This window comes from Vreelandella sp. L-25, assembly GCF_056857535.1.
Map to the genome: position 1 here is coordinate 1 of NZ_JBSXNH010000064.1, position 13,657 is coordinate 13,657.

Sequence of the window (13,657 nt, forward strand, 5' to 3'; positions counted from 1 at the left end):
GAGGCGTGTGGGGTTCTTGCTGGAATTAGCGAAGGAAACATGCACCAGCAGTAGGTGAAGCATCAACCAGATAATCCGATGAGATGCCGGTCTGTCTCACTCTCATGCAAAGGTAAGATCAACCATTTAATCCGCTTACCCGATTTTTTATCACTCAGCGAGCCTGGCCCATGATGGAACTCAATCTTATTGATGCGCAGTTTATCCCTTTCGTTGTGGCAATTACGCTGCTATCGATAAGCCCAGGGGTAGACACGCTCTTGGTGATCCGTAATACAGCGCGAGGCGGGATTCGGGACGGGGTGGCCACTAGCGTAGCGATTTGCTGCGGCTTGTTTGTGCATGCCACCGTTTCTGCGTTAGGGATTTCATTCATTCTGCTGCAGTCGGCTTGGGCGTTTAATATGCTGAAGCTGGCAGGGGCGGCATATCTGATTTGGCTGGGTATCACTAGTCTGCTGGCAGCTCGCCAGGGAACACCGCTGCCGGTGAAAGGTGTTATGAAGGAGTCCATGCCAGTGCCGCTTTGGCAGCCGATCAAAGAGGGGCTTCTTTCGAATGTGCTGAATCCTAAAACCGTGATTTTCTATATGGCGTTTTTGCCGCAATTTATCGCACCCACCGACCCTGCGCTGCTGAAATCACTCTGGCTGGCAGGCGTACATTTTGTCATTGCTAATATCTGGCAGATCAGCGTGGTGCTGATGGTGGGAGGCGCCAGCAAATGGCTGGCCAGCGCGCGCTTTGCACAAACCCTGAATGCGGCCACGGGGGCGGTGCTGGTCATGTTCGGGCTGCGGCTGGCGCTGGAGCAGCGCCCGGTGTGACCGGGCGCGGGAGGGGAGCGGAGACAGGCTTAGCGTTGAACCAGCGCGCGGTCGTAGCGAACGCTCTGCTCGCTGTCGTTCAATAGCGAAACGCCTTCACTGCTACCGCCGTTGGCCAGGCTCTCGAAGATGACCCGATAGCTCAGTACGGCCTGCACGTAATCGCGGGTTTCGCGGAAGGGGATGCTCTCCACGAACAGGTCGAACGACTCCATGCTGTTGCTGCCCAGCCACTGGTCTACGCGACCAGGGCCAGCGTTATAAGCGGCAGTCGCCGCTAAGCGGTTGCCCTGATAGCGTTCTAACTTGTCGCGAAGGTAAGTGCTACCCAGGCGAATATTCAGCTCAGGCTCCAGTACGCCATAAGGCCCGGGGTCGTTAAGCCCCAACTGGCGGCTCACCTGCGCGGCAGTGCCCGGCATTAACTGCATTAAGCCACGTGCACCTGCAGGAGAGAGGGCAACCGGGTTATAGGCGCTTTCTCGGCGAGTGATTGCCATCAGCAGATAAGGGTCAACGCCGGTTTGATGACCCCAAGCCAAAAAGTCATCGCGGTAAGCGGGTGGAAAGCGCCACTCCAACGCATCCCACATCTCGCCAGCAATAGTGGTTTGTACTAGCCGGGCGTGCCACTGCTGATGGGCAGCGTAGTCGGCGAGGGCACGAGCCTGGTAAGGCGACGCTTCGCGCACGGCATGCAGCCACTCGCTGTTGGCCAGGCCCTCTTCGCCAATACGCAGCAGCGCTTGCGTGCGCTGTACGGCGGGCAGTCGCGCGATATCCTCGCGGGTGGCTTCGTCGAAGTGGTGGCGCTCGTGGTTGAGTCGGTACGGCTGGCCGATTTTCTCAGCGGCGGCAAAGCCATAGAAACTACGGTCCTGGGCAGCCTGCTGGTAGCGCGCCTGAGCAGCTTCCTGATTACCCAGCTGTTCGTTGGCACGCCCCAGCCAGTACTGCCAGCGGCTGCTCTCTTGCTGGCTGGAAGGCATTTCAGCAATCCAGTGCATCACCTCTGTCCACTGGCGGTCTGCCAAGGCGCGACGTACGCGCAGCTCCAGCACGCGTTCGCTCTCTAGAGAGGGCAGCACACTATCGACCCAGCCCAGAGTGCCAGGTACATTGCGTACAAGGGCATAGAACGCCAGTTCCTCATCGATCACTTGGCGCTCTAGCGACGTTAAGTTCAAGCGCGGCGAGAGCTGCTGCCAAGCGGCGAAAGCGGTAGGCGTGTCGTCTCGGGTCAGGCGCTGCATGGCGGCTTGGTAGAAAGCCGCCGTGGCTCTGCACTCCGGGCCTAGGCAGGTGGGGGCGCTGGTGATAGCCCTGGTGTTGTTGCTGACCGCGTCCACTGTGTCGAGGGCCGTTTGCCACTCGCTGCTCAGTAGTCCGCCTAGGTAGTTACTCAGGCGCGATTCGCCCGCTTGCCAAGCTAGCATCTTGCGTTCCCAGATGGCGGTCGCATCGATAGTGCCATCGGCCCGTAGGCGGTTGAAAAGGGGGTCACAGGCATCGGGCTGTGAGCTGCCTACTCGCCAAAGCGCCAAGCCCGCGCGGCGCGACTCTTCTGGGGCACGGTCGATGAGCGCCATGTAGTAGTAACACTGACGTGCCGTTCCAGCAGGCTCGCCATCGGCGACGGTGAGTAGATCGCCGTAACGTCCTGCATGACCATATTTGGCAATGGCTTGGCCGCGCATCCATTCCGATAGCGGAGAGTCGGCATGTTGTTCGATGAACTGCAGCACTTGACTGGCGGCCACGTTGGGCAACTGGTTGCGTAAGCGGTGATAGGTGACATAACCGCTGAGTATGTGTCCTTCGATGGCGCGCTCATCGATGTGTTGCCACTGCTGCTGGCGTGCGGCGTTGAGCGCATCACGCATAGCGTCATCAGTGGCTGCCCAACTCCCCGTCGGTAGGCCGATGATGGCTGCTGCGCATAGAGTGCGAAGGGTAGAACGTAATGGCGTAGCCGGCATGGCACTCCCTCTTGCTCGCTGGTAGGGTCAAAGGCGCAATAGTGAACTATACGGACAAGTGAACTATACGCACAGATAAGGTTCTGACAATCGTGACACTAAGAGGATTCGATAACGATGGCACGATTATCCGTTTGGGGATTGTTTCGTCGATTGAAAACACGCGTATGGGCCGTTAAACGTATCGCCCGTGCGCTCAAGCTATTTTTACCCATGACCCGCGATGTGCTGAAAGGAGATTTCAGGCCGATTCCCTGGTCTGCGTTTGGCACCATGGCGCTGGCGTTGGCCTACCTGGTCATGCCATTCGACCTGATCCCCGACTTTTTGGTGCTGCTAGGAGTGGTCGATGACGTATTGATCGTAGGCTGGTTACTAAACCGCGTCGATACGCAGTTGGCCGACTATCGCGCTTGGAAATCGGCTACTGAGGCAGCCACCGCTTCTTCACGCACACCTTCTTGAAATCCCTTCACTTATCCCCATATTGAGTTCACTACCTTTTCCGCCTCTGCCTGTGGGCAGAGGCGTCAAGCAACACGTGATCAATGAGGGCTAAGCGCATGACGACTGCGACCCATGAAGAAACTCTTGGCTTTCAGACGGAAGTCAAACAGCTCCTGAATCTAATGATCCACTCCCTGTACTCGAATCGGGAGATTTTTCTACGCGAGCTGATTTCCAACGCCGCTGATGCCTGTGACAAGTTACGCTATGCCGCACTCGATAACGACGCTCTATACGAAGGCGATAGCGAGCTGCGTATCGAGATCGAGCACGACTGCGACGCCAACACCATCACGCTGCGCGATAATGGTATCGGCATGAACCGCGAAGATGTGATTGCCAACTTGGGCACCATCGCGCGTTCCGGTACGGCAGAGTTTTTGAAGCAGCTCTCCGGCGAGCAGCAAAAAGACGCCAAGCTGATCGGTCAGTTCGGGGTTGGTTTCTATTCGGCCTTCATCGTGGCCGACGAAGTGGTCGTACGTACTCGTAAAGCGGGCACCGCCGCATCTGAAGGCGTCGAGTGGCGCTCCAAAGGCGAAGGCGAGTTTACTGTTGCCGACATCGAGCGTGACGCTCACGGCACGGAAATCACCCTGCATTTAAAAGACGATGCAAAAGAGTTCGCCGACGACTACCGCCTGCAAAGCTTGGTGCGCAAGTACTCTGACCACATCGAAGTGCCGGTGCGTATGCCCAAGGTCGAAACCGCCAAGGATGACGACGGTAACGAGATCGAAGGTAGCGAAGTGACGACGTGGGAAACTGTCAACGAAGCTACCGCGCTGTGGGCGCGCCCGAAGAGCGAGATCAGCGACGACGAGTATAAGGCGTTCTACAAGCACGTTGCCCACGACTTCAGTGATCCGCTTACCTGGAGTCACAACAAAGTCGAGGGTAAGCTCGAGTACACCAGCCTGCTCTACGTGCCGGGCCGCGCACCGTTCGACATGTTCGACCGTGACGGCTCGCGCGGTGTGAAGCTTTACGTGCAACGTGTCTTCATCATGGATGATGCCGAGCAGTTCCTGCCCCTCTACCTGCGTTTCATCAAGGGTGTGTTGGATACGCGCGATTTGTCGCTGAACGTCTCTCGTGAGCTGCTGCAGCAGGACCCCAAGGTCGACAAGATCAAGGGTGCCTTGACCAAGCGTGCCCTGGACATGCTCAAGAAACTGTCCAAAGATAGCGAGCAGTATCAAACGTTCTGGAACACCTTTGGCAGTGTGCTGAAAGAGGGCCCAGGTGAAGACTTCGCTAACCGCGAAAAAATCGCCGGTCTGCTGCGCTTTGCTTCCACGCATACCGACACGTCCGCCCAGGAGCACTCTCTGGCCGAATACGTCGAGCGCATGAAGGAAGGTCAGAAGAAGATCTACTACGTGGTGGCGGATAGCTTCAATGCCGCGAAGAACAGCCCGCACCTGGAGATTTTCCGCAAGAAAGGCATCGAAGTGCTGCTCCTCTCCGATCGTATCGATGAGTGGCTGATGAGCCACCTGACCGAGTTCGATGGCAAGTCTTTCGCCGACGTGGCCAAAGGCGAGCTGGACCTGGGCGATGTCGAAGACGAAGCCGAGAAAAAAGCCCAGGAAGAGACGGCCAAGGCGAAGGAAGATCTCGTAAAGCGCGTCAAAGAAGCGCTGAGCGATGGCGTTCAAGAGGTGAAAATCACCCACCGCCTGACCGATTCACCCGCCTGTGTGGTACTGCCCGAGCACGAGATGGGCTACCAAATGCGCCGCATTATGGAAGCCGCAGGCCAGAAGCTGCCGGAGGTGAAGCCCATTCTGGAGCTCAACCCCAACCATGCCCTAGTGGCCCGTTTGGAAAATGCAGAGGGTGATCTATTTGGCCAGTTAGCCCACATCCTTCTGGATCAGGCGATCATTGCCGAGGGCGGCCATCTGGACGACCCGGCTGCCTACGTGAAGCGCCTCAATAGTGTGTTGACGGCTTAATGCCCTAAGCTCGCTAGTCGCGGCCCGCTTGGTTGACCAAGCGGTCCGCTTGTTTTGTTAAGATAGTGCTTATCAAAATGGGGGTTGAGGCCCACCGTTACGTAAAAGAACTCAGGACATGGCTATGGCAGAGCAGCAAAGTAACGTCGCGGTGCTGGGGGGCGGGAGTTTTGGTACCGCGCTGGCCAGTATCGCCGCCGACAATGGCGCTAACGTGCGTCAATGGTTGCGCGACGAGGCGCTGGTCGCGCAGATCAACCGAGAGCACCGCAACGGCCGCTATCTTCCCGACTATGCGATCAACCCTGCCGTCACCGCATTGACCGACTTGAAATCGGTGCTGACGGGTGCCGAACTGGTGCTGATTGCCATCCCGTCGAAAGCGTTTCGCAGCGTGGTGCAAGCGGCCAAGCCCTGGCTCTCGCCCGAACAAATCCTGGTCAGCACCACCAAAGGGATTGAGCAAGATGGCTTTTTACTGATGAGCCAAGTGCTGGAGCAGGAGACCGGCTTCCCCCATATTGGCGTCATTGCAGGGCCTAATTTGGCCTCCGAGATTGCTGACAAGCAGTTGACCGCCACGGTGATCGCCAGTGCGGATGCGCTAACGCGCACTCGAGTACAGCAAGTGCTGGGCTGTCGCTATTTCCGCGTATACGCCAGTAATGATCGTCACGGCGTGGAGCTGGGGGGCGCATTAAAGAATATTTACGCCATTGCAGCGGGCATGGCCGCGGCGCTGGGGATGGGGGAGAACACCCGCAGCATGCTGATGACCCGAGCGCTGGCCGAGATGAGCCGTTTCGCCGTTGCCCAGGGGGCCAACCCCATGACGTTTCTTGGTTTGGCAGGCGTGGGCGACCTGATCGTCACTTGCTCGTCTAACTTGTCGCGCAATTACCGCGTGGGCCATGCACTGGGTACGGGGCTGTCGTTAGAGGAAGCGGTGGCTGCGCTTGGTCAAGTGGCGGAAGGCGTCAATACCGTCAAGCTGGTCTGCGCAAAAGCGCGCGAGATGGGGGTTTATATGCCGTTGGCCGAAGGGTTGAATCGTGTGCTCTTCGATGGGGTGCCCGCACAAGAAATGGCGAGTACGCTCATGATGGGAGAGCAGAGCAGTGATGTGGAATTTATCCTGCCCCGGGAAGCGGTTCAGCAGGCGCATCGCGAGCAGGCCCACCAGGGCCAACACAACAGCGGAGGTTGCGATGAATAGCGTATTGATTATGCGCCATGGCGAAGCCGCCCCAGGCTTTCCTGACCACGCCCGACTGCTGACGCCCAGAGGGGAGCGCGAGGCCGAGACCATGGCTCGCTGGCTGGCATCGCGCGTTGAGCAGGGCGAGCTGACGCTGCCAATGCTCTACGCAAGCCCCTATGTGCGCGCTCAGCAAACCGCCCAGCGGATTAGCGATGCCTTGGGCGCGCCGCTTAACACGCTGTCGTTTATTACCCCGGAAGACCCGCCGAGCGATGTGAGCGAGTGGTTGCTCACTCATCGTGATGACGCGCCGATTATGCTGGTCAGCCACATGCCCTTGGTGGGCGACTTGGCTGGGTTATTGGTCGAAGGCGCGCCAAGCCAGGGCGTTGGCTTCCCCACGGCGGCCATTGCCGAGCTAGAGGCTGACGTCTGGGCGGCGGGCTGCGCGCAGCTTAAGCGCTTTACCCAGCCTAGCCAGCTGTCCTAATCCTAAAACTGAGTCATAAAAATCAGCCATAAAAAAGCGGCTGCCGAAGCAGCCGCTTGTGGTCTATCACCGCACCTATGCGCGTTTTCTATAGCAGCGCATCCAGCTTCTCTTTCAGCAAGCCGTTGACCTGTTGCGGGTTAGCCGTGCCGCGTGATGCCTTCATCACCTGACCCACAAAGTAGCCAATCATCTTGCCACGCTTCTCGGGCTCGGAATCACGGTACTGCGCCACCTGGGCCGGACTTTCGGCAATGACTTGATCGATCATCGCTTCAATCGCGCCGGTGTCGGTCACCTGCTTTAAGCCTTTGGCTTCGATGACGGCATCCGCGCTCTCGCCCTGGCCATTCCATAGCGCTTGGAACACTTGCTTAGCGGCTTTACCGTTAATGGTGTCATCCAGCACACGTCTGATGAGTTCGCCAAGCTGTTGGGCTGACACTGGGCTATTTTGGATGCTCAGATTCTCGCGGTTCAGCGCGCCGGAAAGTTCGCCCTGTACCCAGTTGGCCGCCTGCTTGGCGTCGCCACATACCCGGTGTACTTCCTCGAAAAACTCCGCCATTTCACGACTGGCTGATAGCACGTTAGCGTCGTAAGCGGACAGGCCTAGCTCATTCTGGAAGCGGGCACGCTTATCGGCGGGCAGCTCCGGTAGTTGGCTGCGCAGGTGATCCAGGTAGGCTTGATCCAGCACCACCGGCAGCAGGTCGGGGCAGGGGAAGTAGCGGTAGTCGTTCGCCTCTTCCTTGGTGCGCATGCTGCGGGTTTCGTCGCGCTCTGGATCAAACAGGCGGGTCTCTTGCACTACTTTGCCGCCGTCTTCAATCAGTTCAATCTGACGTTCGACTTCAAACGCAATGGCGCGCTCCACAAAGCGGAACGAGTTAACGTTTTTAATTTCTGCGCGAGTGCCAAATGCCTCTTGTCCTTTAGGGCGCACCGACACGTTAACGTCGCAACGCATCGAGCCTTCGGCCATATTGCCGTCGGAAATGCCCAGATAGGTGACGATGGAGTGAATCGCTTTGAGATAGGCGGCGGCTTCTTTGGCGCTGCGCATGTCCGGCTCGGAGACGATCTCTAAAAGCGGCGTGCCCGCCCGGTTCAGGTCGATCCCGGTCATGCCGTGGAAGTCTTCGTGCAGCGATTTGCCGGCGTCCTCTTCCAGGTGGGCGTGGTGAATACGAATCCGTTTGGTGGTGTCGTCATCCAGCGTGATCTCGACTTCACCCGCGCCCACGATGGGGTGGTACATCTGACTGGTTTGGTAGCCCTTCGGCAAATCTGGATAGAAGTAATTCTTACGGTCGAACACCGAGACTTCAGGGATCTCGGCGTGGACGGCGAGGCCAAACTGCACGGCCATGGCGACGGCCTGCTCATTGAGCACCGGCAGCACGCCCGGCAGGCCCAAGTCGACGGCGCAGGCTTGGGTGTTCGGCTCGGCGCCAAACGCAGTGGAGGCGCCGGAAAAGATCTTAGAGCGCGTTGCGAGCTGAACGTGAACTTCCAGCCCAATCACGGTTTCCCATTGCATTAGGCGTTCTCCTCGGCAAAGGCAGGCAGTTGAAGGTGCCAGTCGGTCGCTTGCTGGAACTGGTGAGCAACGTTGAGCAGCTGCGCTTCGGCAAAGTGGGTGCCCAGAATCTGCAAGCCTACCGGGCGGCCACCGGCAAAGCCTGCGGGAACGCTAATACCTGGGATGCCTGCCAGGTTGACGGCGATGGTGTAGATATCTTGCAAATACATGGAAACCGGATCTTTCTTGGCGCCCAGGTCGAAGGCAGGCGTCGGTGAGGCGGGGCCCATGAGCACGTCGACATCCTCGAAAGCATCGAGAAAATCTTGACGAATCAAGCGGCGAACTTTCTGCGCTTTTGTGTAATAAGCGTCGAAGAAGCCTTCCGATAGCGTATGCGTGCCAATGAGAATGCGGCGCTTCACCTCTTCACCGAACCCTTCTGCGCGCGAGCGGGTGTACAGGTCTTGCAAGTCGACGGGCGAGTCGCAGCGGTGGCCAAAGCGAACACCATCGTAGCGCGAAAGGTTAGACGACGCCTCGGCGGGAGCAATGACGTAGTAAGCGGGAATTGCGTAGTGCGTATGCGGGAGGCTGACTTCGCGCACTGTGGCACCCAGCGACTCATACACCTTCACCGCCTCACGCACAGCCTTTTCTACTTCTGGGTCTAAACCGTCGCCAAAGTACTCTTTCGGCAGGCCGATCTTAAGCCCAGAGAGCGGGGCGTTGAGCGTCTCGGTGTAGTCCGGCACGCCACGGGCGACGCTGGTGGAGTCGCGTACATCGTGACCGGCAATCACGTTCATCAGGTGCGCACAATCTTCGGCAGTGCGTGCCATGGGGCCTGCCTGGTCGAGACTGGAGGCGTAGGCGATCATGCCGTAACGGGAAACCCGCCCGTAGGTGGGCTTCAGGCCGGTAATGCCGCAGAACGCCGCTGGCTGGCGAATAGAGCCACCGGTATCGGTACCCATGGCTGCAGGCACAAGCCCTGCTGCCACTGCCGCTGCGCTGCCGCCGGAGCTGCCGCCGGGAACGGCAGCGAGGTCCCACGGGTTTTTGACCGCGCCGTAGTGGCTGTTTTCGTTGGAGGAGCCCATGGCGAACTCGTCCATATTGGTTTTACCCAGGCTAATGGTGCCCGCAGCGCTGAGTTTCTCTACCACGGTGGCGTCGTAAGGCGCGAGAAAGTTATCGAGCATTTTGGAGCCGCAGCTGGTTTTGACGCCTTGCGTACAAAAAATATCTTTTAGCGCTAGCGGAATGCCAGTGAGTTTGCCTGCTTTGCCGTCAGCACGCGCTTTATCGGCGGCTTCGGCCTGGCTTAGCGCCTGTTCGGCGGTCACGGTAATAAAGCTATTGAGCTGACCGTCGGCTTTCTCAATGCGCTGCAAAAAGTGGGAAGTCAGCTCTCGGCTGGAGAGTTCGCCGCTGGCTAGGGCGGCGGCGAGCTGCGTTACGGTTTTATCATGCATGACCCGGAAGCTCCGTTCAGGGGCGAATAGAATAAGCGGAAACGAGCGGTGGGCGTGGGTTACTCGACCACACGCGGCACCAGATAAAGACCGTTTTCCACTGCCGGGGCACAGCGCTGGAACGTGTCGCGCTGGTTGGTTTCCGTGACTTCATCGGCGCGCAGGCGCTGGGTAGCGTCTAGCGGATGCGACAGCGGCGCGACGCCTTCGGTATCCAGGCTCTGGAGCTGGTCGACCATGTCCAGAATGCGGCTGAGATCGTCGACAAAGCCACTGGCTTGGTCATCGCTAACGGCGAGTCGGGCCAAGTGTGCGGCCCGGCGCACATGAGATTCTTCAAGCGCCATGATCGAGGTTTCCTCGCAATCGTGATGGAACATATTTCGCTTTAAGCGGTATACATACGGTCATCTTAAATTCGTCTGACGGAGCAGACGTGGAAAATAGCCGCAAAAGGTACCACATAATGGCCCTGACGGGCAGTGTTCGGCACGACTCGTGCTTGCTGCCAAGGGGTTGCGGTGATACCGTTTGCATCCGCACAGGGTTCCCGGTCTGCACTAGGTAACAACATCCATGTTCAAACGTTTGAGGGGGCTGTTTTCCAGCGATCTATCGATCGACTTGGGTACGGCCAACACACTGATTTATGTACGCGGTCGTGGCATCGTGCTCGATGAACCGTCCGTAGTCGCCATCCGCCAGTCTGGCAATATGCGCAGCGTAGCCTCGGTAGGTGCTGACGCTAAACGCATGCTCGGCCGCACGCCTGGCAACATTACGGCTATTCGCCCGATGAAAGACGGCGTTATCGCCGATTTCACCGTTACCGAGCAGATGCTTCAGCACTTTATTCGTAAAGTGCACCAGAGCACTTTCCTCACGCCAAGCCCTAGGGTTCTGGTGTGCGTACCCTGTATGTCGACTCAGGTCGAGCGTCGGGCAATTCGCGAGTCAGCAGAAGGCGCGGGTGCCCGAGAAGTATTCCTGATCGAAGAGCCGATGGCAGCCGCGATTGGTGCTGGGCTACCGGTAGAAGAAGCGCAGGGCTCGATGGTCGTGGATATCGGTGGTGGTACTACTGAAATTGCGATTATTTCGCTGAATGGCGTAGTGTACTCAGAATCGATTCGCGTAGGCGGTGACCGTTTTGATGAGGCGATCACCGCGTACGTGCGCCGCCATTACGGTAGCCTGATCGGCGAAGCCACGGCCGAGCGCATCAAGGAAGAGATCGGGTGTGCCTACCCGGGTGGCGAGCTGCGCGAGATCGACGTGCGCGGCCGTAACCTGGCGGAGGGCATCCCGCGAAGCTTCACGCTCAACTCTCACGAGATTCTCGAGGCGCTCCAGGAAACGCTGGGCTCTATCGTATCTGCCGTCAAGAGCGCGCTGGAGCAGTCGCCCCCCGAGCTTGCGTCCGACATCGCCGAACGCGGCCTGGTGCTGACCGGCGGTGGCGCGCTGCTGCGTGACCTCGACAAGCTGATCGCCGAAGAAACTGGCCTGCCGGTCATCGTGGCCGAAGATCCGCTGACCTGCGTGGCGCGTGGCGGTGGCAAGGCGCTGGAGATGATTGACCAGCATACCTTTGAGTTGCTGTCGAGCGACTGATCGCAGCGGTTTAACGCGGGGGATTGCCTATTAAACCGCTGTTCTCACACGGGCCGCTACCCGGTTACCGGCTATTCTTCTGTGTGCTGGCGGCAAGCGCGTTGATGTTTGTCGACCATCGTTTTACTCGCATGGAAGATGTGCGCGCCCAAATGACCACGATTGTCGCTCCCATCCAGTGGGTAGTCAGTGTGCCTAGTGATCTGCTGAATTGGGGCGCGCTAGCACTCGCCGACCAGCAGGCGCTGGTGGATGAAAACCGCCACTTGCGTGAGCAAATCTTGACGCTCTCTCACCGCGGGCAGCGCTTGGCTAACCTGACGGCTGAGAACGCCGAGCTACGCAACTTGCTTGGCGCTGCCGAGCGGCGCGATATTCCCTATATCACGGCGGAGCTACTCTCGCTGGATAATGACCCGTTTAGCCATCAAATGGTGGTGGATCGTGGGCACCGCAACGGTGCCTATGTCGGTCAGCCGGTGATTGATGCATCGGGTTTGGTTGGTCAGGTGGCTGCTGTTTCAGCCTACTCTAGCCGTGTGTTGCTGTTAGCCGATGCAAGCCATGCTCTACCAGTGCAGGTTAACCGCAATGGGCTGCGTTTTATTGTTCAGGGTACTGGCCGTTACGGCAGTGTGAACGTTCTCCATGTGCCGGATACGGCGGATATTCGCGAAGGTGACTTACTGACCACCTCTGGTTTGGCAGGGCGTTTTCCGCCGGGCTACCCCGTTGCGCGAGTGACCGAGGTGTATCACGACCCTGGCCAGCCATTTGCCCGGGTTGTTGCTGAACCTTCGGCTCAGCTTCAGCGTTCACGCCACTTCCTGCTGCTCTTTCCACCACCCCGCGAAGAGTTGGATGCTTCTATTTGGGATGAGTCCATGGATATTTCAGCCGATGCGCTCCATGCCGCCCAGCGGCTTGGGCAGCCAGCTTCCCCGGCCATGCAGGAGGAACGCTAATGGCGCGTGCGCCGGTAGTGCCACTGGTGGTGGTCTGGCTGAGCCTTATTTTTGCGCTCTGCTTACAGGTAATGCCCCTGGCCGATGGTTGGCAGGTTTTTCGCCCGGAGTGGATTGGGCTAATGTTGATTTATTGGTGTATGCAAGCGCCGGATCGAGTTGGGGTTTTTCACGGCTTTGTATTTGGCCTCTTGATGGATCTTATTGAGGGGACAGCGCTTGGACAGCATGCACTGATTTTTTCGATTCTTACGTTTTTAGCCGCGCTAGTGTATCCCCGTTTTCGTGCTTATTCGCTGGTACAACAGTCGGTATTGGTGCTGGTGCTGTTAGGGTTGGCTCAGCTGATAGAGCAGTGGCTAAGAACGCTGACGGGTGTTTTTTCCATACATCTCTCTTTCTTGATCCCATCGCTGGTCAGCGCATTCCTCTGGCCGTGGCTCTCCACAATGTTTAAAGCGATTGAGCGGCGAATGGCCAATGCGTGACGATAACCACACCCCCGTGCTCTGTTTGGCCTCGGCATCACCACGCCGCCAGGCACTGTTGGCCTCTATCGGTGTGCCGGTCAGTGTCTTGCCAAGCGATATTGATGAAACGCCGCTTGAGGCAGAGTCTCCCACGGCCTATGTAGAACGGCTGGCGGTGGCAAAAGCGCAGGCGGCGGTGGGCAAAACCGCGCTGCCCGTGCTGGGGTCGGATACCGCGGTGGTTATTGATAGCACCATTTTAGGTAAGCCTAATAATCAACAGCACGCGGCTGAGATGTTGAGAATGCTCTCTGGGCGCACGCATCAGGTACTCACGGCAGTAGCGGTAAGCGGGCCGCTAGGTATACTCTCCTGTTGTGTGGCCACGGACGTCACCATGCGCGAGTTAACAGCAAAAGAGATCGCCTGCTACTGGCTGACGGGCGAACCCGCCGATAAAGCGGGTGGGTATGCTATTCAAGGCTTAGCCGCCATTTTTATTGAACAAATTCAGGGCAGTCACTCTGCTGTGGTGGGGCTGCCACTATTTGAAACAACGCGCTTGCTACGCCAGCAAGGGGTTCCCGTTTGGGCGGGCCGTTATCCCTCGTAACCACCGACTCATCGCCCGCTGCGCTGG

13 protein-coding genes are annotated in these 13,657 nt (G+C 58.2%); 9 read left to right on the plus strand and 4 right to left on the minus strand.

Annotated features, from left to right (window positions below; genetic code table 11):
- Window positions 1-170: 170 nt before the first annotated feature.
- Entirely contained in the window at window positions 171-827 is a 657-nt protein-coding gene (locus tag AC13CN_RS08850) for a LysE family translocator (protein ID WP_044629929.1), read from the plus strand.
- Window positions 828-856: 29 nt separating this feature from the next.
- Here AC13CN_RS08850 and AC13CN_RS08855 read toward each other — a convergent pair whose 3' ends face one another.
- Window positions 857-2,806 carry a transglycosylase SLT domain-containing protein gene (locus AC13CN_RS08855; protein ID WP_137093097.1) on the minus strand — a complete coding sequence of 650 codons (1,950 nt, stop codon included), beginning with the start codon at window positions 2,804-2,806 and terminating at the stop codon, window positions 857-859.
- A 117-nt stretch (window positions 2,807-2,923) separates the two neighbouring features.
- On the opposite strand from AC13CN_RS08855, the gene AC13CN_RS08860 reads away from it, so the two are divergent.
- From AC13CN_RS08860 to sixA, 4 genes are all read left to right on the plus strand, one after another.
- On the plus strand, window positions 2,924-3,271 hold the full coding sequence (locus tag AC13CN_RS08860) for a YkvA family protein (RefSeq protein ID WP_044629931.1): 348 nt from the start codon (window positions 2,924-2,926) through the stop codon (window positions 3,269-3,271).
- Window positions 3,272-3,369: 98 nt separating this feature from the next.
- Window positions 3,370-5,274: a molecular chaperone HtpG gene (gene htpG / locus AC13CN_RS08865; protein ID WP_483053120.1), complete on the plus strand. Its 1,905-nt coding sequence runs from the start codon at window positions 3,370-3,372 to the stop codon at window positions 5,272-5,274.
- A 124-nt stretch (window positions 5,275-5,398) separates the two neighbouring features.
- A complete protein-coding gene (locus AC13CN_RS08870; protein ID WP_074211603.1) occupies window positions 5,399-6,490 on the plus strand; it encodes an NAD(P)H-dependent glycerol-3-phosphate dehydrogenase in 1,092 nt (363 codons plus the stop codon).
- Window positions 6,483-6,965, plus strand: a complete 483-nt coding sequence (gene sixA, locus AC13CN_RS08875) for a phosphohistidine phosphatase SixA (RefSeq protein WP_483053121.1) — start codon at window positions 6,483-6,485, stop codon at window positions 6,963-6,965. The genes AC13CN_RS08870 and sixA overlap by 8 nt, the downstream gene beginning before the upstream one ends.
- Window positions 6,966-7,053: 88 nt before the next feature.
- On the opposite strand, the gene gatB is transcribed toward sixA, so the two are convergent.
- The 3 genes from gatB to gatC are packed head-to-tail and all read right to left on the minus strand — an operon-like array spanning window position 7,054 to window position 10,315.
- Window positions 7,054-8,508 carry an Asp-tRNA(Asn)/Glu-tRNA(Gln) amidotransferase subunit GatB gene (gatB, locus tag AC13CN_RS08880; RefSeq protein ID WP_058577869.1) on the minus strand — a complete coding sequence of 485 codons (1,455 nt, stop codon included), beginning with the start codon at window positions 8,506-8,508 and terminating at the stop codon, window positions 7,054-7,056.
- Entirely contained in the window at window positions 8,508-9,968 is a 1,461-nt protein-coding gene (gatA, locus tag AC13CN_RS08885) for an Asp-tRNA(Asn)/Glu-tRNA(Gln) amidotransferase subunit GatA (protein WP_062360018.1), read from the minus strand. The genes gatB and gatA overlap by 1 nt, the downstream gene beginning before the upstream one ends.
- A 59-nt stretch (window positions 9,969-10,027) precedes the next feature.
- Complete coding sequence (gene gatC, locus AC13CN_RS08890) at window positions 10,028-10,315, minus strand: Asp-tRNA(Asn)/Glu-tRNA(Gln) amidotransferase subunit GatC (RefSeq protein WP_054641298.1); 288 nt, start codon at window positions 10,313-10,315, stop codon at window positions 10,028-10,030.
- A 229-nt stretch (window positions 10,316-10,544) separates the two neighbouring features.
- On the opposite strand from gatC, the gene AC13CN_RS08895 reads away from it, so the two are divergent.
- The 4 genes from AC13CN_RS08895 to AC13CN_RS08910 are packed head-to-tail and all read left to right on the plus strand — an operon-like array spanning window position 10,545 to window position 13,630.
- Window positions 10,545-11,582 carry a rod shape-determining protein gene (locus AC13CN_RS08895; RefSeq protein ID WP_016913467.1) on the plus strand — a complete coding sequence of 346 codons (1,038 nt, stop codon included), beginning with the start codon at window positions 10,545-10,547 and terminating at the stop codon, window positions 11,580-11,582.
- Between the two features lie 23 nt (window positions 11,583-11,605).
- Window positions 11,606-12,547 (plus strand): rod shape-determining protein MreC, encoded by a 942-nt coding sequence (gene mreC / locus AC13CN_RS08900; protein WP_044629935.1) that lies wholly within the window; start codon window positions 11,606-11,608, stop codon window positions 12,545-12,547.
- The gene (gene mreD, locus AC13CN_RS08905) at window positions 12,547-13,035 is read left to right on the plus strand and encodes a rod shape-determining protein MreD (protein WP_044629936.1); all 489 of its coding nucleotides are present in this window, start codon (window positions 12,547-12,549) and stop codon (window positions 13,033-13,035) included. The genes mreC and mreD overlap by 1 nt, the downstream gene beginning before the upstream one ends.
- Complete coding sequence (locus tag AC13CN_RS08910; protein WP_044629937.1) at window positions 13,028-13,630, plus strand: Maf family protein; 603 nt, start codon at window positions 13,028-13,030, stop codon at window positions 13,628-13,630. Before mreD ends, AC13CN_RS08910 begins: the two co-directional genes overlap by 8 nt.
- Window positions 13,631-13,657: the final 27 nt, after the last annotated feature.